The sequence below is a fragment of the Rothia sp. HMSC065B04 genome (assembly GCF_001812285.1).
Classification (GTDB): domain Bacteria; phylum Actinomycetota; class Actinomycetes; order Actinomycetales; family Micrococcaceae; genus Rothia; species Rothia mucilaginosa.
This window is the reverse complement of the sequence record NZ_KV808410.1, coordinates 294059-315870: the sequence shown is the minus strand read 5'-3', so window position 1 is coordinate 315870 and position 21812 is coordinate 294059. Positions and strand designations below refer to the sequence as shown.

At 57.9% G+C, this 21812-nt stretch carries 17 protein-coding genes, 1 tRNA gene, 1 rRNA gene and 1 pseudogene; all 20 read left to right on the top strand.

Annotation, left to right across the window (positions count from 1 at the left end):
* The first annotated feature begins 42 nt into the window (after positions 1 to 42).
* Positions 43 to 159, top strand: a 5S ribosomal RNA gene (gene rrf, locus HMPREF2845_RS08605).
* A 254-nt stretch (positions 160 to 413) separates the two neighbouring features.
* Entirely contained in the window at positions 414 to 1550 is a 1137-nt protein-coding gene (locus HMPREF2845_RS08600) for a tetratricopeptide repeat protein (RefSeq protein WP_049354921.1), read from the top strand.
* Between the two features lie 188 nt (positions 1551 to 1738).
* Positions 1739 to 2776, top strand: a complete 1038-nt coding sequence (locus tag HMPREF2845_RS08595; protein WP_070634473.1) for an HAD-IIA family hydrolase — start codon at positions 1739 to 1741, stop codon at positions 2774 to 2776.
* Positions 2769 to 2936 (top strand): hypothetical protein, encoded by a 168-nt coding sequence (locus HMPREF2845_RS08590; RefSeq protein ID WP_049353034.1) that lies wholly within the window; start codon positions 2769 to 2771, stop codon positions 2934 to 2936. Before HMPREF2845_RS08595 ends, HMPREF2845_RS08590 begins: the two co-directional genes overlap by 8 nt.
* A 95-nt stretch (positions 2937 to 3031) precedes the next feature.
* Entirely contained in the window at positions 3032 to 3760 is a 729-nt protein-coding gene (locus tag HMPREF2845_RS08585) for a TlyA family RNA methyltransferase (RefSeq protein WP_049353033.1), read from the top strand.
* A 216-nt stretch (positions 3761 to 3976) separates the two neighbouring features.
* Positions 3977 to 4296, top strand: a pseudogene (gene merR / locus HMPREF2845_RS09145) (Hg(II)-responsive transcriptional regulator); the annotation flags it as partial.
* A gap of 35 nt (positions 4297 to 4331) precedes the next feature.
* Positions 4332 to 5972, top strand: coding sequence for a mercury(II) reductase (gene merA, locus HMPREF2845_RS09140; protein ID WP_001031938.1), 1641 nt, complete (start codon positions 4332 to 4334; stop codon positions 5970 to 5972).
* A gap of 313 nt (positions 5973 to 6285) precedes the next feature.
* Positions 6286 to 7323: an NAD kinase gene (locus HMPREF2845_RS08580; protein ID WP_141752965.1), complete on the top strand. Its 1038-nt coding sequence runs from the start codon at positions 6286 to 6288 to the stop codon at positions 7321 to 7323.
* A gap of 19 nt (positions 7324 to 7342) precedes the next feature.
* On the top strand, positions 7343 to 9061 hold the full coding sequence (gene recN / locus HMPREF2845_RS08575) for a DNA repair protein RecN (protein WP_070634472.1): 1719 nt from the start codon (positions 7343 to 7345) through the stop codon (positions 9059 to 9061).
* 351 nt (positions 9062 to 9412) lie between these two features.
* Complete coding sequence (locus tag HMPREF2845_RS08570; RefSeq protein ID WP_070600477.1) at positions 9413 to 11107, top strand: CTP synthase; 1695 nt, start codon at positions 9413 to 9415, stop codon at positions 11105 to 11107.
* 145 nt (positions 11108 to 11252) lie between these two features.
* Complete coding sequence (locus HMPREF2845_RS08565) at positions 11253 to 11927, top strand: NUDIX domain-containing protein (RefSeq protein ID WP_049350387.1); 675 nt, start codon at positions 11253 to 11255, stop codon at positions 11925 to 11927.
* Positions 11928 to 12003: 76 nt separating this feature from the next.
* Positions 12004 to 13305, top strand: a complete 1302-nt coding sequence (locus HMPREF2845_RS08560) for a tyrosine recombinase (protein WP_070634471.1) — start codon at positions 12004 to 12006, stop codon at positions 13303 to 13305.
* A 94-nt stretch (positions 13306 to 13399) separates the two neighbouring features.
* Positions 13400 to 14260, top strand: a complete 861-nt coding sequence (locus HMPREF2845_RS08555; protein ID WP_049350385.1) for a ParA family protein — start codon at positions 13400 to 13402, stop codon at positions 14258 to 14260.
* Positions 14261 to 14452: 192 nt separating this feature from the next.
* Entirely contained in the window at positions 14453 to 15466 is a 1014-nt protein-coding gene (locus tag HMPREF2845_RS08550; RefSeq protein WP_070634470.1) for a segregation and condensation protein A, read from the top strand.
* Positions 15441 to 16463, top strand: coding sequence for an SMC-Scp complex subunit ScpB (gene scpB, locus HMPREF2845_RS08545; protein WP_070634469.1), 1023 nt, complete (start codon positions 15441 to 15443; stop codon positions 16461 to 16463). The genes HMPREF2845_RS08550 and scpB overlap by 26 nt, the downstream gene beginning before the upstream one ends.
* 169 nt (positions 16464 to 16632) lie before the next feature.
* Positions 16633 to 17793, top strand: coding sequence for a pseudouridine synthase (locus tag HMPREF2845_RS08540; protein WP_005507699.1), 1161 nt, complete (start codon positions 16633 to 16635; stop codon positions 17791 to 17793).
* A gap of 18 nt (positions 17794 to 17811) precedes the next feature.
* The gene (locus tag HMPREF2845_RS08535; protein WP_049356222.1) at positions 17812 to 18981 is read left to right on the top strand and encodes a prephenate dehydrogenase; all 1170 of its coding nucleotides are present in this window, start codon (positions 17812 to 17814) and stop codon (positions 18979 to 18981) included.
* Between the two features lie 54 nt (positions 18982 to 19035).
* Complete coding sequence (gene cmk, locus HMPREF2845_RS08530) at positions 19036 to 19728, top strand: (d)CMP kinase (RefSeq protein WP_070634468.1); 693 nt, start codon at positions 19036 to 19038, stop codon at positions 19726 to 19728.
* Positions 19729 to 19840: 112 nt separating this feature from the next.
* Positions 19841 to 21421 (top strand): ribosome biogenesis GTPase Der, encoded by a 1581-nt coding sequence (der, locus tag HMPREF2845_RS08525; RefSeq protein ID WP_070634467.1) that lies wholly within the window; start codon positions 19841 to 19843, stop codon positions 21419 to 21421.
* 239 nt (positions 21422 to 21660) lie between these two features.
* Positions 21661 to 21734 (top strand) — tRNA-Pro (locus HMPREF2845_RS08520).
* The last annotated feature ends 78 nt before the right edge of the window (positions 21735 to 21812 follow it).

The following is a 21812-nucleotide window of genomic DNA, read 5'->3' as shown; positions in this document are numbered from 1 at the left end:
TTGCGTTCACTGTATGGTTTTTGGATAACAATCCCGTAGGTTTGCGGTGATTATAGCGAGAGGGAAACGCCTGGTTCCATTCCGAACCCAGAAGCTAAGACTCTTCGCGCCGATGGTACTGCACTTTTGTGGGTGTGGGAGAGTAGGTCATCGCCGCTTTATTATTCAATAGCCCCGGCTTCGCCGGGGCTATTTTTGTTTGGGGAGGCCTAACCGCCTCCCCATTTGTCTTTAACATCCCATCAGTACGGGTGCACGGAAGGTGTTCTCTATACTAGAATGGTATGGCTTATGTTTAGGCATTAGCGGGTGCATCTAAGCACCCCTCATAGAGTTGATGCCTCAGGCAGCGGTTCGCCCGAATCGACTGCATACCCTACCCGCCCAAGAGCGGATACCTCCCAAGGAGATTCATGTCTGAGACCCCCCGTCACGAGTCTAACGGCTCCGGCCCCCGCCAGCACCGCAAGAACAGCGGAGGAAAGGACTTCCGCTCCAAGAAGGGCGGCAAGAACTTTGGCGGCAAGGGCGGTTTCAAGCGTAACGACCGCGGAGGCAAGAAGTTCGACGGCCGTCGCTCCGACTCCCGTTCCAAGGCACCTCGCTCCAACGGTCCCGAAGCAGAAGCACCTCGCGAAGAAGTACGCAGCATCGGTGGCCGTGTAGGCTACCGCCCCGCAAAGCCCAAGGCACCGGAAATTGACGATGACATCACCGGTCGCGAGCTGGACGGTGCAACCTTCCGTCAGCTGCGTGCTCTGGAACCCCGCAACGCAGAAACCGTTGCAAAGCACCTCGCCATGGCCGGTCGCTACCTCGACATCGACCCCGAATTCGCGCTGGAACACGCCGTTGCAGCATCCCGCAGTGCAGGCCGTATTGCCGCAGTACGTGAAGCCGTTGGCGTCGCCGCATACGTTGCAGAAGACTTCGAACTGGCACTGCGCGAACTGCGCACCCACCGCCGTATTAGCGGCTCCGTAGATCACCTGGCACTGCTGGTGGACTGCGAACGTGCACTCGGCCGTCTGCCCAAGGCAATGGAAATGATTGCAGAATTCAAGAAGGAAGAACTGCCCGCCAACGTGCGCGTAGAGCTCGCCATCGTTGAATCCGGCATCCTCAGTGATCAGGGCAAGAAGTCTGAAGCTGTCGTAGCGCTGCAGATTCCTCAGCTGAACCCCAAGCGTGCCTTCGAGTACAGCCCCCGTCTGTTCAGCGCATACTCCGACGCGCTGGCTAACGCAGGCCGTAACCAGGAAGCAGAACGCTGGGCACGCCTCGCATTCATGGCAGAAGCAGCACTGGGCCAGGGCAACTTCGCAGAACCCGAAATCTTCGACATGTTCGGTGAAGCAGGCCTCTTCGAACAGGAAGAGAAGTCCGTAGAACTCACTGAAACCGCAGAAGACGCTGAAGGGACCGCGGATGCTTCCGCTGAAGAGGAAGCAAACGAAGCTCAGGAAGAAGTAGCTGAGGACGAGAAGACCGAAGCGCCTAAGTCTGATGCGCCTAAGTCTGAAGAAGCAGAAGAAACCTCCGCAGAATAAGACTGCAGAGAATCTAAGAATTCTAAATACGTGACCTAAGTGTCAGCGTGAAACCGCTGGACGCCACACCCAAGCAGGGGAGAGCGTCCAGCGGTTTCGCACATAATCACCGGAAGGCACCTACGTATGAGTGTCTAACAGGTACGATTAATAGCGACAACCGCCAGAGCCCCCGAGAGGAACACTCTATGACCACGAACGCACTCCTATCCCGCTACGATGCCCTCCTCTCCGATCTGGACGGCGTGGTCTACGCGGGTCCCTTCGCCATCGAAGGCGCACCCGAAGCGCTCAACCGTGCCGAAGAAGAACTCAATGTACCGGTCATCTTCGTCACCAACAACGCATCGCGCTCCGTAGAATCCGTAGCAGAGCACCTGCGCGAACTGGGCGTGCACACCCGAGCAGAACGAGTCGTCAGCTCCGCACAGGCAGGCGCCGCACTGCTCGCACAGCACGTACCCGCAGGCTCCAAAGTACTCATCACCGGCACCGAAGCACTCGCCGACTGCGTTCGTGCGGTAGGCCTCGAAACCGTACGCAAGGAAGAAGAAGGCCCCGTAGCCCTCATCCAGGGCTTCAACCCGAAGATGGGTTGGGAAGACCTCGCAGAAGCCGCCTACACCCTCGCAAACCCCGATGTGCTGTGGATCGCAACCAACACCGACCAGACCATCCCCAAGGAGCGCGGTCAGGCGCCCGGCAACGGAACTCTCGTTGCTGCCGTAGCAACCGCCTCACGCCGTACCCCGCTCGTTGCGGGCAAGCCCGAAGCGCCCATCTTCCACACTGCAGCAAAGGCCGTGAACTCCAGCCGCCCCGTCATTGTGGGCGACCGCCTGGACACCGACATTCTCGGTGCCAACAACGCAAAGATGGACGGTGCCCTCGTCCTCACCGGCGTACAGACCTACCAGGACGTCATCGAGGCAGTACCGAATCAGCGTCCGACCTATATTCTGCGCACCCTCGAGGACTTCTTCGCACCCTACCCCGAAATTGAGGTGCTCTACGAAGGCTACGAAGTCACCGCAACCGGCCCCACCTGGCAGGCACGAGTCCGCGGTGAAAACCTGAGCCTGACCGGCCCCGAGGTTGAAGACGCCGAAGCATTCGCAGGCAGCGAGAGTGAAGCCGAAGCATGGCGCGTAGCCTGCGCAGCATGGTGGGCAGCAAACCCCGAGCAGGCAGCACGCCCCAACATTCAGGGGATTCCCGGTGCCTAAGGACCAGGACACTAACAACAAAGCGGAGGAAACCGCTGAGCTTGACGCAGAATTCGAGCGCCAACTCGCGGTGACCCTCGCCATGGACCCTGTAGAGCGCGTCAAGCGCCTCGAAACGATGAGCGAGCAACTGGAAAAGGACCTCGAAAACCTCTCCTAGCTCGCGGCGGTGAACCCTCAGACAGCAAAGCTCTGAGGGTTCACCTGCACTAGATAACCCGTCGCCAGACAACGACAGAAAGAAGATAAGGACACGTGCGCCTCGATAAATACCTGGTCGAAGCCGGATTCGTGAGCTCCCGAACCCTCGCCGCAAAGCTTATTGCCGCCGGGGACGTGCAGGTCAACGGCAAGGCCGCGCGCAAGGCATCTATGATCGTGGGCCCGGAGGACACCCTCTACGTGCGCCAGAGCGAGCTGACTGAATACGTCAGCCGCGCAGGTCACAAGCTCGCCGGTGCCCTCGATGCATTCCCCGATATCGAGGTGGAAGGCAAACGTTGCCTGGACGCGGGAGCATCCACCGGAGGCTTTACCGACGTACTGCTTCGCCGAGGCGCCGCCCATGTGGCTGCCGTGGACGTGGGACACGGACAGCTTGTAGACGCGCTACGTGAAGAACCGCGAGTTGGCGTGTACGAAGGACTCAACGTCCGCTACATGAAGCCCGAAGATATTGGCGGGCAGGTCGAACTGACGGTTTCTGACCTCTCGTTCATCTCGCTGACCCTGGTTATGGAGGCGCTAGCGAACGCCACCGAAACCGGCGGCGACCTGGTGCTCATGGTCAAGCCGCAGTTCGAGGTCGGCAAGCACCGCATCGGACGTGGGGGAGTGGTGCACGAAGAATCCGCCCGCCGTGAAGCAGTAGAAAAAGTTCAGGCATCTGCGGTCAGCCACGGATTGCGTGTGATGGGTATGGAACCCAGCCCGCTCCCCGGACAGGACGGCAACGTAGAGTACTTCCTATGGTGCAAAAAATAAAGGTCTTCGGAATATATAGTGGAATTACTTTCTTAATAGTTTAAAAACAACTGGTGTTTAAATCGGATTTTCTGGTGGGATGTTAGGATAATCAATAGTATTATATAAAAGTATCAATCACATACGAGTGATACTTTGGGAAAAAAATAAAATAGTCCAATTTACTTGACCGTGTACTATGGTACATGGTTTATAATATTCAGGGGGTGAAATAAGATGATTTATCGCATTAGTGAGTTTGCAGATAAATGTGGAGTTAATAAAGAAACGATCAGATATTACGAGCGAAAAAATTTATTACAAGAACCTCACCGAACGGAAGCTGGTTATCGGATATATTCATATGATGACGTTAAGCGTGTTGGGTTTATTAAACGAATACAGGAACTTGGTTTCTCTTTAAGCGAGATTTATAAATTACTTGGTGTTGTAGATAAAGATGAAGTTCGTTGTTAAGATATGTTCGAATTTGTTTCTAAAAACAAAAGGAAGTGCAAAAACAAATAGAGGATTTAAAACGAGTTGAAACTATGTTATAGTAGAAACATTAACAAACGAAAGGAGCTTTTTTATGAATAAATTTAAGGTAAACATTTCAGGAATGACTTGTACGGGTTGTGAAAAACACGTAGAGTCAGCACTTGAAAAGATAGGTGCTAAAAATATTGAGTCTAGTTATCGTCGTGGTGAAGCAGTATTTGAACTGCCCGATGATATTGAGGTTGAAAGTGCAATAAAGGCGATTGATGAAGCAAATTACCAAGCCGGAGAAATTGAAGAAGTATCATCACTAGAAAACGTGGCGTTAATTAATGAAGACAATTATGACCTTCTTATTATTGGTTCTGGTGCTGCTGCCTTTTCTTCGGCAATTAAAGCTATAGAATACGGTGCAAAAGTTGGAATGATTGAGCGTGGAACGGTTGGGGGAACCTGTGTGAATATTGGCTGTGTTCCGTCAAAAACTCTTCTTAGGGCAGGGGAAATCAATCATTTATCAAAAGACAATCCGTTTATAGGTTTACAAACATCCGCTGGAGAAGTGGATTTAGCTAGTTTAATCACGCAAAAGGATAAATTGGTGAGCGAACTTCGGAATCAAAAATATATGGATTTAATTGATGAATATAATTTTGATTTAATTAAAGGTGAAGCAAAATTCGTTGATGCTAGTACGGTTGAGGTCAATGGGACAAAGTTATCTGCAAAACGCTTTTTAATTGCAACAGGTGCATCGCCTTCGTTGCCCCAAATTTCAGGACTTGAAAAAATGGACTATTTAACTAGTACAACACTTCTTGAGTTAAAGAAAATACCAAAACGATTAACTGTAATTGGTTCAGGATACATTGGAATGGAGCTTGGACAACTATTTCATCATTTAGGTTCAGAAATAACGCTTATGCAAAGAAGTGAGCGACTTTTAAAGGAGTATGATCCTGAGATTTCAGAGTCAGTTGAAAAAGCGTTAATTGAACAGGGTATAAACCTTGTCAAAGGGGCAACTTTTGAGCGTGTTGAACAAAGTGGAGAGATAAAAAGGGTTTACGTAACAGTAAATGGCAGTAGAGAAGTCATTGAATCAGATCAGTTACTTGTTGCCACTGGAAGAAAACCAAATACGGATTCTTTAAATTTAAGTGCAGCAGGTGTTGAAACTGGAAAAAATAATGAAATCCTGATCAATGATTTTGGTCAAACAAGTAATGAAAAGATTTATGCAGCAGGAGATGTGACTTTAGGACCACAATTTGTATATGTAGCAGCCTATGAAGGTGGAATTATTACTGATAATGCTATTGGTGGATTAAACAAAAAAATAGATTTATCGGTAGTTCCTGCTGTTACGTTTACGAATCCGACGGTTGCAACGGTTGGTTTAACAGAAGAACAAGCAAAAGAGAAAGGGTATGATGTGAAGACATCTGTATTACCTTTAGATGCTGTTCCAAGAGCAATTGTAAACCGTGAAACAACCGGTGTATTTAAACTAGTAGCAGATGCAGAAACACTAAAAGTATTAGGGGTTCATATTGTATCTGAAAATGCAGGAGATGTCATCTATGCAGCATCATTAGCTGTTAAATTTGGCTTAACGATAGAAGATTTAACAGAAACCCTAGCGCCATATTTAACAATGGCTGAAGGGCTAAAATTAGTTGCACTTACGTTCGATAAAGATATTTCGAAATTATCTTGTTGTGCAGGCTAAGGGAACTTTTTTACAACTCCCTATTCAACGATGTCGAAAGTAAATATAGTGCCGAAAATAAATAGTGGTATTGGCAGTCTGAGAAAACCGCTCGGTAACGCAGGACGCGTTGAGGGTGGGGCTTTCTCAGGCTGCCGCGCTATTCACAGGTATTTTTACAGGTATTTTAGAGATACCCCAGCTGTACATTATTCGAAATAATCTTCTAAAAATATAGTTCTTTAGAAAATCTTCGAGAACATATTCGGTATGATAGGTGTAGATACACCATCTCAACACCCCGATCTCAACACCTCGATGGGAGAGAGTCGTTATGGCAGAACACGAAAGCCACGCACCGCAGGAAGCAACCGCGCAGGAAGCTTCCGCGGGTGCGCGTCATGGTTCCGAACACCACAGTTTCGAACGTCATGGTTCCGAAGACTCGGTGGAACAACGTCACCGTAAGATTCTCGTCTTCGCCCACGTGGGGCGCAAAGAAGCACGAGATGCCGCCCGACAGGCATGCACCCAGCTCTACGAAGCGGGACTCGCGCCCGTCATGACTCGCTCCGATCTGGAGACCCTGAGTGAAAACTGGGACGAGCCCGTCCCCGTGCAGGTCGTCCACGAATCCGTGGCGCTCATCGATATTGAACTCGGCGTGGTGCTCGGTGGTGACGGTTCGATTCTTCGCGCCGCAGAAATGGTGCGCCGAACCAGTGTTCCGCTCATCGGTGTGAACCTAGGGCACGTCGGCTTCCTCGCCGAATCCGAAGAGAGCGACCTGACCGAAACCGTTCGCTGCATCGTCAACAACGAATACACCGTTGAAGAACGCATGGCAATCGACGTGGAAGTCTGGAACGACGGCAAGCGCGTGCACAGCGACTGGGCGCTGAACGAAGCCAGTGTTGAAAAGGGCAACCGCGAAAAAATGATTGAAGTCATTATCGAGGTGGACTGCCGCCCGCTCAGTAGCTTCGGATGCGACGGCGTGGTCATGGGAACCCCCACCGGCTCGACCGCCTACGCTTTCTCCGGTGGCGGCCCGGTCGTCTGGCCCGAAGTTGAAGCAATTCTCATGGTGCCGCTCTCGGCTCACGCGCTCTTCGCGCGCCCGCTGGTAGCAGCGCCGACCTCCACTCTGGCGGTAGAAATGATGCCCGGAAACGGCGCTTCCGGCGTGCTCTGGTGCGATGGCCGCCGAACCGTAGAGCTGGACCCCGGCTCCCGTATTGAGGTGAGACGCTCCGAAAAGTCGGTGCTGCTCGCCCGTATCCACCCGGCTCCCTTCTCAGAGCGACTGGTGCGTAAATTTGAGCTTCCGATCCGTGGCTGGCGCGGCCCGCAGGATACCGAGAAGCACTAAAGAAAAGGAATGAACGTTCGTGATTGAGGAAATCCATATTCGAGACCTCGGCATCATCACCGATGCGAGGCTCCCCCTCGAACCCGGATTCTCCGTGCTGACCGGCGAAACCGGCGCAGGTAAAACCATGGTCGTCACTGCCCTCGGCATGCTCCTGGGCGCCCGATCCGACGCATCCAGCGTGCGCAACGGCGCCAAGAGCGCCCTCGCCGAAGCAGTCATTCGCCTGCCCCACGGGCACCGCGCCCTTGAGCTTGCTGAAGAAGCCGGCGGCACCGCCGAAGACATCGACGAACAGACCTCCGAGCTGCTTCTGGCACGCACCGTCAACGCCTCGGGACGCTCCCGCGCGCATGTTGGAGGTTGCTCCGCGCCCATCGGAACCCTGTCTCAGATTGGTCAGACTCTTGTTGCAGTCCACGGCCAGTCCGATCAGTTGCGCCTCAAATCAGCGGCAGAGCAGCGCCAGTCCCTCGACCTGTACGCGGGTGAAGAGCTCGCCAACCTGCTTGAGAAGTACCGCGAAAACTACGAGCGATACCGCGCCGCCGCCGCAGAGCTGAAGGAAGTACGCGAAAACTCTCGCGCACGAGCCCTCGAAGCGCAGACCCTGCAGGGTGCCCTCGAAGAAATCAGCGCCGTCAATCCGCAGGCCGGGGAAGAAGAAGAGCTCAAAGCCGAAATGGTGAAGCTCATGAACGTGGAAGCGCTACGCATTGCCTCGGCAACCGCATCCGCAGCGATTAGCGGTAGCGAATACTCCACCGGCGACGAGCAGAGCGTCATGAGTCTGCTCGATGCAAGCCGCTCCGCGCTACAGGCGCAGGCAGACGCTGACGAAGAGCTTGCCTCCCTCGCCGCGCGCGTCAACGAGCTGTTGATTCTTGCCACCGATATCTCCTCGGAGCTGTCCTCCTACATGGCATCCCTGGATGTTGAAGGCCCCGAACGTCTGGCGCAGGTGCAGACTCGCCGCGCCCAGCTGGCGACTCTCACCCGCAAGTACGGGGCGGATATCGCCGAGGTGCTTGAATGGGCCGAAGAATCCCGCGCACGCCTCGAGACCCTGGTGGATGATCCGCAGCGACAGGAAACCCTCGAAACCGAGCTGGTACAGCTACGCAAGGTGCTTGGCGCCCAGGCAGAAGAGCTGACCGCCCTGCGCCGTGCTGCCGCGCAGAAACTGGCGGATGCCGTCAGCGAAGAGCTCACTGCTCTTGCCATGCCGAACGCCTCCCTGGTCGTGGAGGTTGCCGAAGCTGAAAAGTTCTCGGTACACGGCCGAGACACCGTGACCTTCATGCTGGCGCCGCACCGAACCGCCGTGCCGCGCCCGCTCGGTAAGGGCGCCTCCGGCGGCGAGCTCTCCCGCGTGATGCTCGCCCTGGAGGTAGTGCTTGCCGAAGTGGACCCCGTACCCACCTTCATCTTCGACGAGGTGGACTCCGGCGTGGGCGGTAAGGCAGCTATCGAAATCGGTCGCCGCCTCGCCATGCTCGCCCGACACGTGCAGGTTCTGGTGGTCACCCACCTGCCGCAGGTTGCAGCCTTCGCGGACCAGCACATCCTCGTGCTGAAAAACGATGACGCGTCCCTCTCAAAGGTCAAGGTACTTTCCGAAGAGGAACGCGTGGTGGAACTGGCGCGAATGCTCTCCGGGCACGATCAATCAGAATCGGCGCGAGAGCATGCCCGAGAGCTACTGGCAGCCGGTCGAGAAGTGCCGCAGGGGCGCTGAAACTGACGGCAAGCCGGCGGCAAACCGGCAGAGAAAAGTATGAGGAAAGTGCTGGCAAAAGCGCCGAAAGGTGGCATCTTTCGCACCAAAGACCATCAAAGGGGCTGAAGTGTGCGAGCGTGCCTCAGAAAGTTGCCAGTACAGCCCGCGCCGGTGACCAATAGCGGTGCATGGATCCCAGAGGATGTGAGATACTCTGTGAATGCTCCTAGACCTGCTTCTACACGGCGCGGCGGGAATAATAAATCCCCAGCTCCGTTTACAGTGGTGATAAGGACAAATAGGGGAGGGAAAGCCGCCTGAGAGAATCCTCTCGCGGCAAAACCCTCTGCTTGGATAGCAGACAAGAAAATGGTAGGCTTGAATTCCGTGGTGAATGAAAAAAATAACGCTCTGAACGCGTCCTCTAACGACAAGGTAACCCGCCAGATTTTCGTGACCGGCGGCGTTGCATCTTCTCTCGGTAAGGGCCTGTCGGCCTCTTCCCTCGGTCAGCTTCTTCGCGCACGTGGCCTCTCTGTGACCATGCAGAAGTTCGACCCCTACCTGAACGTCGACCCCGGTACGATGAACCCCTTCCAGCACGGTGAAGTCTTTGTCACCGACGACGGTGCTGAAACCGACCTCGACATCGGACACTACGAGCGCTTCCTGGACGAAAACCTCGACCAGTCCGCTAACGTGACCACCGGCCAGGTCTACTCCTCCGTCATCGCAAAGGAACGCCGCGGCGAATACCTCGGCGACACCGTCCAGGTCATCCCTCACATTACTGACGAAATCAAGGCCCGCATGCGTCACGCAGCGGAAATTGACAACGCACCCGACATCATCATCACCGAAATCGGTGGTACCGTCGGCGATATCGAGTCCCTGCCCTTCATGGAAGCAGCACGCCAGGTACGCCGCGATGTTGGCCGCAAGAACGTCTTCTTCCTGCACGTCTCCCTGGTGCCCTTCATCGGCCCCTCCGGCGAGCTCAAGACCAAGCCGACCCAGCACTCCGTGGCAGCACTGCGCGGCCTGGGCATCCAGCCTGACGGTCTGATCCTGCGCTGTGAGCGTGAGGTCCCCGTATCGCACCGTACCAAGATTGGTAACGCATGCGACGTGGACAGCGACGCAGTCATCTCCTGCGCCGACGCACCCAGCATCTACGACATCCCCAAGACCCTGCACAGCCAGAAGCTCGACGACTACATCCTCGACTACTTCGGCATTGAGGCTCCCGCACCGGACTTCACCCAGTGGGACCGCCTGCTCGACGCAGTGCACCGCCCCGCAGCAGAGGTCAACGTTGGCCTGGTCGGTAAGTACATCGACCTGCCCGACGCATACCTGTCCGTCTCCGAGGCTCTGCGCGCCGGCGGCTTCGCAAACAACGTGAAGGTCAACATCAAGTGGGTTGCAGCCGACCTGTGCGCAACCGACGAAGATGCAGACCACCAGCTGCGCAACATGGACGCAATCCTCGTGCCCGGCGGCTTCGGCATCCGCGGCCTGGACGGCAAGATCGGCGCCCTCAAGTACGCACGCGAGCACAAGCTCCCGACCCTGGGCATCTGCCTCGGCCTGCAGTCCATGGTTATCGAGTACGCACGCAACGTACTGGGTCTGACCGAAGCATCCTCCACCGAGTTCGATCCGGAAACCTCCGTACCGGTCATCGCAACCATCGAAGAGCAGAAGCAGTTCGTCGAAGGTGCAGGCGACCTGGGCGGCACCATGCGCCTGGGCCTGTACAAGGCAAACCTGGTTCCCGGCTCTCAGGTTGCTAAGGCGTACGGTGCAACCGAGGTTGCAGAGCGTCACCGCCACCGCTACGAGGTGAACAACGAGTACCGCGAGCAGCTTGAAGAAGCAGGCCTGCGTATCTCCGGTACCTCCCCGGACTCCTCGCTGGTCGAGTATGTGGAACTGCCCGCAGAGGCACACCCCTACTACGTGGCAACTCAGGCACACCCCGAGTACCGCTCGCGTCCGACCCGCCCGCACCCGCTCTTCTCCGGCCTGATTAAGGCTGCTCTGGAGCGCCGCGGCGCCTAACGTCTAGGCACAAACGTTCAGCATCCCGCTCACCCCGCGCAGGGGAGAGCGGGATGCTTTCGTTTAAACCTGAACATGCCTTATTCCGTGCCCGTACCTGACGCGCCAAACGTAGCGGGGCTAAGAAGCCGCCTACAATGAAAGAATGAGCAACAACCAGCAGATTATTGATGCACCCTCCGAACGCACCATCCGCACCCGCACCGTGAAGTACAGCGGCTACGTGATCGAAACAACCGTTGAAGAGTACGAACTCAACGAAAACACCGTGCTGACCCGCGACGTCGTGGAAATGCCCGGCGCCGTCGCCGTGGCGGTCCTCAACGACAACAACGAACTGCTGATGCTTAACCAGTACCGCCACCCGGTGCGCATGAACCTCTGGGAAGTACCCGCCGGACTGCTCGACATCGACGGTGAAGACCCCCTGGTCGCCGCGCAGCGCGAACTTGCCGAAGAGGCAGACCTGCAGGCAGGCACCTGGAACGCTCTGACCGACTACTTCAGCAGCCCCGGCGCAACCAGTGAAGCAGGCCGCGTCTACCTGGCGCGTAATCTCTCGGAACTGCCCGCCGAAGAACGTAGCGAACGCACCGAAGAAGAAGCCGAAATGACCTACCGCTGGGTGCCCCTCGCCGAGGCAGTACAGCTGGTGCTGGGCGGAAAGGTTCATAACGCGCTCGCTATCCAGGCGGTACTCGCCACCTACGCGGCGGCGCAGAACAACTTTGAAGGCCTGCGCCCCGCCGAGGGCGGCTGGGAGTTCCACCCCTACATGGGCCAGCGCCGCGAAAAGCCGGAGAACTTCCGCAACCACTAAGAACGGAACGTAGAGTGGGGGAGTAGCCTCGCCTACGGCAACCCCAAATATCAAGAGAACCGACAGAGGAGATAGCGTGAAGCAGGCAAAAAGCACGGCGAGCAAGACACCCCGCGGCGCGGGTCTGCTCGGCGTGCCCTCTTCAGCCGGTTCCTCCGTGCTGGGTTTTTCTGCCCTTGGTTCTACTCCGAGTTCTTCCCATCAGGAGGCGCAGACCCCGCTGCAGAGAGCAATCGGGCAGTATCTCATCCACCTGCGCGTGGAGCGAGGAAGCAGCGAGCACACCATCGCCTCCTACGCGCGCGATTTGCGGCGATACAGCGCCTACATGGCGACCCTCGGCGTCATCGACCCCGAACGCATCACCACCGCGCAGGTACGCTCCTTCATGCGGGAACTCGCCGCCCCCACCGTACCGCTTGCCGGATTCGAAGCGGGGGAGAAGAATAAGCAGAACGCGCAGGAATCTCAGGAAGCACAGGAAGAAGCCGCAGAATCGCTGGCACTGATGATCGCTTCCGAATCGGGGCGAGGTACTGGAAACGGGCGTGCCGGGCAGCCGGAGAAAGCCGGGGCGCCAGAAAAAGAAGCGCCAACCGCTGAAGGGGCACCGAACCTGCCCCTGCCCTTGGGTCCGAACTCCATCGCCCGCACCATGGCGGCAGTCCGCGGAGCACACGCCTTCTGGGTCTCCGCGCTCATTGTGCCCACCGACCCGGCGGCACCGGTCACCCCGCCCAAGAACGTTAAACGCCTACCCAAAGCAGTCAGCGTAGAAGACATCCAGCGGCTACTCGCCGTACCCGACCGCGAAACCGCAACCGGGCTACGCAACCGAGCCATCCTCGAATTCCTCTACGCCACCGGCGCACGCGTGAGCGAAATGCTCAATGCCGATATCGACGACGTGCACTTCGAAGGGACTCTCACCGATGAAGACGGCAACCAGATCACCCTGCCCGGCTACGTTCGACTCTTCGGTAAGGGAAATAAAGAACGACTCGTACCCATCGGAAGCTACGCCCAAAAAGCAATCCAAGACTACCTGGTGCGTGCCCGCCCCTCCTTCGTAGCGCACGGTAAAGGCACCGCCGCGCTCTTCGTCAACGGACGAGGCGGCAGACTCGGACGCCAAGGCGCCTGGCTCATCCTCAAAGAAGCCGCCGAAGCCGCCGGGCTCAGCTCCGACTTCTCACCGCACTCCATGCGCCACAGCTTCGCAACGCACCTGTTGCAGGGCGGTGCTGATATTCGCGTGGTGCAAGAACTGCTTGGGCACGCCTCCATCGCCACCACACAGGTGTACACCAAGGTCACGCCCGAGGGTCTCATGGAGGTGTACCGCATGGCGCATCCGCGTGCTCACGAACGGGGATAAAACCCCGTCAATCCGCGGAACAGCCGCTCTTGAGGTAACCTTATAGACAACGCTTAAACTTTAAAACTTCCAATTCATTGATGAAGGTGAACCATTGACTGAAGCTCAGGCTCAAGAACTCGGCCCCACCGGTCGACCCCTGCGCGTATACCCCGACCCGGCTCCGCTGAGCAACCACGGTCCCGCCCGCATTATCTCTATGGTGAATCAGAAGGGCGGCGTGGGTAAGACCACCTCCACCATTAACCTGGGCGCGGCACTGGCAGAATGCGGCCGTAAGGTGCTGCTGGTCGACTTTGACCCGCAGGGTGCTCTCTCCGCCGGTTTCGGCGCGAACCCGCACGAACTGGACCTGACCGTCTACAACGTCATGATGGACCGCAAGGTCGACATTAAGGACGTCATCCTGCCCACCGGCGTGGAGAACATCGACCTGCTGCCCGCTAATATTGACCTCTCCGCAGCTGAAGTTCAGCTGGTCAACGAAGTGGCTCGCGAGCAGGTTCTCGCCTCGGCACTGCGCAAGGTCCGCGACGAATACGACGTCATCCTCATCGACTGCCAGCCCTCCCTGGGCCTGCTGACCGTCAACGCACTGACCGCCTCCGAAGGCGTCATCATTCCGCTGATTTGTGAGTTCTTCGCACTGCGCGCCGTCGCACTGCTGGTCGACTCCATCGAGAAGGTTCAGGACCGCCTGAACCCGAACCTCGAGATTGTTGGCGTGCTGGCTACCATGTTCGATGCGCGCACCATCCACTCCAAGGAAGTTCTGGCGCGCATCGTGGACGCATTCGGCGACAAAGTCTTCGACACCGTCATCAAGCGCACCGTGAAGTTCCCGGACGCATCGGTGTCCGCTGAGCCGATTCTCAGCTACGCCTCCAGCCACCCCGGTGCGGAAGCATACCGCCAGGTGGCACGCGAACTGATCTACAAGGGCGGCGCACGCTAAAGCCCCCACACCTATACGCCCTCTGCTGAGGTGACTCTCACTCTTGAGTCACACCGGCAGAGGGCGTATAATTGTGTGGATTCTAAAGACCCCGCACACTGCTTACGCCGAAAAAGTAGGCGAAGCAGAAGCCGCATCTGAGACGGCACCAACAAAGCCGGGGAGAATAAACCTAAGGAGAATAGGTCGTTTATGACCACGAACGTCGCTGCCGTGAGGGTACCGACACCGAACGCAGACACCGCCGCAAACGCCCGGACTGAGGGCCGCGGCCTGCAGAACCCGGAACGCGGTTTCACCCTCACCCTCAGTAATTTTGAGGGTCCCTTTGATCTTCTACTCACCCTGATTTCGCGCCGCAAACTCGACATTACCGAGGTGGCGCTCGCAGAGGTCACCGACGAGTTCCTCGCATACCTGCACGCCCTCTACGCTGAAGGCACCGAACGTGCACTCGACGAAGCCAGCGAATTTCTGGTCACCGCCGCAACCCTGCTGGAACTCAAAACCGCACGCCTGCTCCCGCAGCATCGTGAACCCCTCGAAGAGGACGTTGCACTGCTGGAGGCACGCGACCTGCTCTTCGCCCGTCTGCTGCAATACCGCGCGTACCGTGAAGTTGCCGATATTTTTGCTGAACGCTGGGCGCAAGAATCACAGCGTTTTCCCCGTGCGGTAGCCCTCGAAGAACGATTCGCCCAGGCGCTTCCCGAGCTGGTTTTCACCGGAGGCGCTGAAGAGTTCGCCCGCATCGCCGCAGCAGCACTGAGCCGAACCCCCAAAGAACCCGAACCGGAACCCGAAGAAATCGTTGAAGAACTCAACGAGCACCTGCACGTTCCGCTCACCACCATCGCGGCTGAAGAACACTACATTCTGCACAGCCTGCTCGATACCGCGGCGCGGGAACTGAGCTTCGCCGAACTGGTTCAAGGATCCGGCGAACTAGAAATCGCGGTGGTTCGTTTTCTCGCCCTGCTCGAGCTCTACAAAGAAGGCGCCCTGCACGTGGAACAGGACGCACCACTCGGAGCCATTCGGGTACGTGCGAGCGCGAGCGCCGCACAGTTCGTGATTCGCGAAGCAACAGACACTCAGGATGCGCATGAAATCGGTGAAGCGTCTGAATCACCCGAAGTGAACGAATCTGAAGCTAACACGGAACCGGTAGAGGAGGATTATGAGTATTCACGGCTCACGCTTTGACCGTGAATTCACCCCTGATGACCTTGCCATCGTGAACATGGGCTACTGGGATCCGAACGCGGATGAGGATTCGGAACAGGCTGACTCGGCGCCGGTAGAGGTAGCAGAGACGGTAGAGACTGAGAGCTCAAAGCCTGCTGAGGCGGACGTTGAGCCTGCTGATTACGAGGTAGCAGCAGCCCCTCTGGGCACTGAGGTTGCCGAAAAAGCTGAGGACGCTGAAACGGTAGAGGACTCCGATAATTCCGAAATCCCTGAGGAATCGCAGGAAACTGCGCCCCGCGAGTCGAAGAAACCGGAAGCGAAATCGGTAGCGAAATCGGCAAAGATTCCGGCGGGAGGCCCCTCCACCGCACCCAGTGTGGCGGTCGATGCCGAAGCCGAATTTTCCAAGGTCGAGGCAATCCCCGGTGGCGTCAAAAGCGCCATCGAGGCGATCCTCGCCGTTGCCGAAGCGCCCGTGAGCGTGCGTGAACTCTCCGCCGCTCTCATCGTCAGCGAACGCGCTGTTGAGCACGCGCTCGACCAGTTGTACCGCGAGTACAACGGCGAAGAAAGCGGCTACGGAGAAGACGAAAACCGGGTGGCGCCCGAACCGCGCGGATTCCAGCTGCGGAACATCGCAGGAGGCTGGAAGCTCTACGCCCGCGACGACTTCGCCCCCTGGGTGGCACGCTTCGTGACCCGCTCCAAGAGCGCGACGCTGAGCAAGCCCGCCTACGAGACGCTCGCCGTGATTGCCTACCAGCAGCCGGTGACCAGGGCGAGGGTAGCCTCCATTCGAGGCGTAAACGCGGACGCGGCAATCCGTCAGCTACTGCAACGGCAGCTGATTCGTGAGGCTGGTCGTGAATCCGGAAGCGGCGCGACCCTCTACGAAACCACGGAGCTGCTACTGGTGAAGCTCGGGTTGAACTCCCTGGAGGAGCTGCCGGCGCTTGCGCCCTTCCTGCCCGACGACACGGAGGCGGCGGTCCTCGCCGAAGGTAACGACTAGCCCGCCAGCTACAGCCGTTTCGGCAATAACGAAACGTCCAACGGTTCTGCTGAAAACCTGCGGCAGAACTACCCGGATAAGCGCCCTTGGCGCTGACATAAACACCGCATATTCGGTGCCGGGCACAAAGACTAACAAGAACTACAACGACAGAAAAGAGAAGAACACCATGGCATATGGAAACTCCTCCCGCGGCGGCCGCTCTGCATCCGGTCGCCCCCAGAACTCCCGCGGTGGCCGTCCCGGCGCTGCTCGTCCCGGTCAGGGCGGTAAGCCCGGCGCTAAGGGCGCATCCGCACGCGGCGGTCGTCCCGGCGCACCGAAGAGTGGCGCAGGCAAGGGCGGCGCAAAGGGCTTCGGCGAGAAGAAATTCGGTGACAAGAAGTTTGGCGAGAAGAAGTTCGGCGCAGGCCGCGCAGGTTCCGGCCGAGGCCGCGGTACCGAACTGCCCAAGCGCGAACGCCGCGCACCGGGCCGCCCCTACCGCTCCGGCGAAGCCTTCGCAAACGAGCGCGGCGAATACCGCGTCAGCAACTACGCTGGCCCGCACCGCCCCCGCCGCCCCCGCAACGCCCCGGTAGACCACTACGAGTTCTACGACCACGACGGCGTACGCCTGCAGAAGCTGCTTGCCCAGGCCGGTGTGGCATCCCGCCGCGTCTGCGAAGAAATGATTACCGAAGGCCGCGTCACCGTCAACGGTGAAGTCGTGACCGAGCTGGGCGTGCGCGTGGACCCCTCCAAGGTCACCGTGCAAGTGGACGGCATGACCGTTCAGACCAACGACAAGCTCGTCTACATGGCATTCAACAAGCCCGCCGGCGTGGTCTCCACCATGGAAGACCCCGAAGGTCGCCCCTGCATCTCCGACTTCCTGCGTTCCTCCATGAGCGAGCGCGTATTCCACGTGGGCCGCCTGGACGTCGAAACCGAGGGTCTGCTGCTGCTGACCAACGACGGTGAACTGGCGAACCGCCTCACCCACCCCTCTTACGAGGTGCCCAAGACCTACCTGGTGCAGGTTCCCGGCCCCATGGAGCCCGGCGTCGGCGCAGCCATGAAGAAGGGTATTCGCCTGGAAGACGGCGTGACCCGCGTTGACGAGTTCAAGCTGGTGGACTCCACCCCTGGCCACGTGCTCGTTGAGGTGACCATCCACTCCGGTAAGAACCGCATTGTGCGCCGCCTCTTCGACGCGGTCGGCTACCCGGTCGAGCGCCTGGTCCGTGTCGAGATGGGCCCGATTCGTATTGGTTCGCAGAAGCAGGGCACCGTCCGTAACCTCTCCAAGGTCGAGATCGGTCACCTGCTCGCTTCGGTGGACATGTAATAACGCTAAGGAGTTGTCATGAGCTCGCCCGCTGAGCTTTCCGCATCTGAGCTGCCCATGGACTCAACGCTAACCGGGCCGGTGCTCATTATCGGCTCGGGTCTGCTGGGTGCCTCCATTGGTTTGGGGTTGCGTGCGGCAGGATGCGAGGACGTGTACGTCCAAGATATTTCACCCACCGCCGAGGCAGTGGCGCAGGATATTGGTGCCGGTACAAGCATCTCCACCCTGTCGGAGGAGGAACGCGCCGCCCTCGCCCCGCAGCTGGTGGTGGTGGCTGCGCCTCCGGATAGTGCCGGTGCCGTGTGCGCTCGCGCGTTGAACACCTACGCGCCTCGACCGGAGGCAGGCTACCCCGGCGCCGTGGTGACGGATGTTGCCTCGGTGAAGGTGCAACCGCTGGCTGATGTGCTTGCCTCGGGTGCGGATGCGTCCCGTTACGTGGGTTCGCATCCGATGGCTGGGCGTGAGAAGTCGGGCCCGGTGGCTGCTCGCGGTGAGCTGTTCCAGGCGCGTCCGTGGATTATCTGCGAGCACGATTCGGTTCGCCCCGAGTGTGTGCGTCTGGTGCGTTCTGTGGCGGTGGAACTGGGCGCGATTGTGACTTCTCTGAGCGTTGAGGAGCACGATCAGACGGTTGCTCTGATCTCTCACGTGCCGCAGGCGATGAGTTCACTGTTGGCTTCGCGTCTGCAGGACACTCCGCTGTATGCGCTGTCTTTGGCGGGTCAGGGTTTGCGCGATACGGTGCGTATTGCGGCTTCGGACCCGACGCTGTGGGTGCAGATTTTTGCGGCGAACGCTGACCCGATTGTGAAGACCCTCTACGGGGTGCGTGATGACCTGAACCGCCTCATCGCAACGCTGGAGAACCCGACGGCATCCGGCGCTCGCCTGGATTTGGCGCAGCTGATGAGCGAAGGCAACGCGGGCGTGAGCCGTATTCCGGGTAAGCACGGTACAGCCCCCGCCGCGTTCGCAAAGATGACGGTGCTGGTGGACGACACCCCCGGCACGCTGGCTCGTTTGCTTGCCGAGATTGGTGAGCTGGGCGCGAACCTTGAGGATTTGCGTCTGGAGCACTCGACGGGCGCCCCGGTGGGTATGGCTGAAATCTCGGTCAATCCGTCCATTCATGAGGCGCTGGTCCGCGATTTGTCGGCTCGCGGTTGGCGTGTTGTGAAGTAGAGTTAAAGCTGTATTTTCCGGCATAAAGTTTGAGACGAATTTTAAGGAGTGCTGATGCACGAGAACCCTAAACTGACGATTGCTATTGACGGTCCCTCCGGTTCCGGTAAGTCGTCTGTGTCTAAGGAAGTTGCACGCCACTTTGGTCTGGCGTACCTGGACACCGGTGCAATGTACCGTGCCGCAACCTACCGTGTGCTGGAACTTGGCATTGACCTGAACGACGCTGAAGCGATCGCGAAGGCTGTCGAGGAGATGCCCCTGGTGTTCGGTACGAACATTAAGGAAGAAGAGATTCTGATGGGCTCGACCGATATCCGTGAGGAGATTCGTAGCGAGCGCATTTCTTCGGCTGTTTCTGCTGTGGCTTCGGTTCCGGCGGTTCGTGAGCACCTGATCGGTCTGCAGCGTTGGATGATTGACCACGCTATTAACGGCATGGTCGCTGAGGGCCGCGATATCACCACCGTGGTTGCTCCCGATGCTGATGCGCGCATCCTGCTGACTGCTTCTGAGGAGGTGCGCATGGCGCGCCGCGGCCTGGAGAACTCTGAGAAGTCGGGTGCTTCGGGTGATTTGAGCAAGCAGATCGCTGAGCGTGATGCGAAGGATTCGAAGGTCAATAACTTTATGGAAGCTGCCGAGGGCGTGACCCTGGTGGACAGCTCGGATCTTGATTTTAATGCGACGGTCTCTGCAGTGATTAACGCTGTGAATGACCAGTTGAAGGCGAAGCGCGCGGGCTAGGCCCCGCCGAAACGCTGGGGGAGTGGTGCATCCGCTCCCGATAAGACGTTGAGCCGTGCTCGCGTGCTGACCAATGGGTTGGGCGCGGGGGCGGGTAGAGAAAGGAATGCGCATGGCTGAGGACGCTATCCGCGACGATTACGAAGATAAGTACCTGGGCGGTGGCGAGGACGACGTTACCGAGCGCCTCGCTGAGATTGATGATGAGACCGCTGACCAGCGTGCTCAGGCTCTGCTTGAGGGTCTTGAGGACTACGACCTGGATGAAGAGGACCGCGCCCTGCTGGGTGCCTGGGGTTTCGACATTGAGGAAGAGGAAGAGCAGCTCGCTGATCCGGTAGTGGCGATTGTTGGCCGCCCGAACGTGGGTAAGTCGACCATCATTAACCGTATTCTGGGTCGCCGTGAAGCGGTGGTTGAGGATAAGCCGGGCGTGACTCGTGACCGCGTGTCCTATAAGGCTGAGTGGCTGGGTAAGAGCTTCACCCTGGTTGATACCGGTGGTTGGGAGTCTGACGCTCGCGGTATTGATGCTCAGGTTGCTGAGCAGGCTGAGATCGCTGTGGAACAGGCCGATGTTGTGGTCCTGGTGGTTGACGCCCGCGTGGGTGTGACCGCTTCGGACGAGCAGATTGTGCGTATGCTGCGCCGCGTGAAGAAGCCGATCATTCTGATTGCTAACAAGATCGATGACGCTCACCTGGAGCCGGAGATTTATAACCTCTGGTCGCTGGGTATGGGCCAGCCGTTCCCGGTGTCGGGTCTGCACGGCCGTGGTCTGGCGGATGCCCTGGATGAGATTCTTGAGGTCATGCCGGAGCACTCGCAGTTCGCTCAGCCGGAGGCGCTGGGCGGCCCGCGTCGTGTGGCTCTGGTGGGTCGCCCGAACGTGGGTAAGTCGTCGCTGCTGAATAAGCTGGCTGGTTCTGAGCGTGCCGTGGTGAATGACCTGGCTGGTACGACTCGTGACCCGATTGACGAGATTATTGAGCTGGGCGGCTACCCCTGGCGTTTTGTGGATACCGCGGGTATTCGCCGTCGCCAGCACATGGCTAAGGGCGCGGAGTTCTACTCTTCGCTGCGTACTCAGACTGCTCTGGAGCGTTCTGAGGTTGCCGTGGTGCTGCTGGATGTTTCTGAGCCGATTTCTGAGCAGGATGTGCGTATTGTGCAGACCGTGATTGATTCGGGTCGTGCGATGGTTCTGGCATTCAATAAGTGGGATACCCTCGATGAGGATCGCCGCGACATGCTTGAGCGCGAGATTGAGCGCGACCTGGCGCACGTGCAGTGGGCTCCTCGCGTGAACATTTCGGCGAAGACCGGCTGGCACAAGGACAAGCTGGTGCCGGCGCTGGAGCACTCGCTGGAGTCGTGGGATTCGCGTATTCCGACCGGTCGCCTGAACGCGTTCCTGGGCGAGATTGTTGCTGCGCATCCGCACCCGCTGCGTGGTGGTAAGCAGCCGCGTATTCTCTTTGGTACTCAGGTGTCTTCGCGTCCGCCGAAGTTCGTGCTGTTTACTACCGGTTTCTTGGACCCGGGTTACCGTCGCTTCATTATGCGTCGTCTGCGTGAGACTTTTGATTTCACGGGTACTCCGATTGAGATTTCGATGCGTGTGCGTGAGCGCCGCTCCCTGGGTGAGCGTCAGAGCGCGAAGGCTAAGAAGGGTAAGGGCGGCCGCCGCTAGTAGCGGGGGTGTCTGCCTGATGCCGTGTTGCTGGGCTGGCTCCCTTGCTAGGCTTGTGCTAGGCTTGGCTCCCGCGCGCTGGATTCTGTGCGGAAAATCTGCACGAAAAATCCGTGAGGAAAAGATTTTTAAGATTTTTTCTAAAAATAGGGATTCTGGCTTGCGCGGGGGTTAAAAGCCCGGTATAGTTATTCGAGTGTTCAGGGGAAACCTTGAAAACAATATCGTGAATAACGAATCGGGTTGTGGCGCAGCTTGGTAGCGCACTTGACTGGGGGTCAAGGGGTCGCAGGTTCAAATCCTGTCAACCCGACAGATAAAGCTCCGGAAGGTTTTTCCTTCCGGAGCTTTTTTGTATGCCGTTTAGGGGTTTGCGGGGATTGATGGTGCG